The organism is Globicatella sp. HMSC072A10, assembly GCF_001811625.1.
Taxonomy (GTDB): Bacteria; Bacillota; Bacilli; order Lactobacillales; family Aerococcaceae; genus Globicatella; species Globicatella sanguinis.
Genome location: NZ_KV805725.1, coordinates 1 through 272, shown reverse-complemented (window position 1 = coordinate 272; position 272 = coordinate 1). Strand labels below are relative to the sequence as shown.

Annotated in this window: 1 protein-coding gene; it reads left to right on the top strand. The window is 36.0% G+C overall.

The genetic code is table 11. The features are described from left to right. The coding region (locus HMPREF2811_RS05685) for a transposase (RefSeq protein WP_210386552.1) at positions 1-272 on the top strand (272 nt) is incomplete at both ends.

The window sequence follows — 272 nt, the reverse complement described above, 5'->3', positions numbered from 1 at the left end:
TTAATTGACGTAGAAGTGAAAGACAACACAGCTAAGAATATTCTAACCAAGGTATTTAATGAACTGATGGAGAAAGAACGAGATGAATACTTAGATAACGAAGCCTATCAACGCGATCCCAATAGGGTTACTTATCGTAATGGTTATTACGATCGTGATTACACAACACAAGTAGGAACGTTACCTCTTAGAGTACCAAGAACAAGAGATGGAAAGTTTTCGACAGAAATTTTTGAACGTTACCAAAGAAATGAAAAGGCACTTCTGTTAAC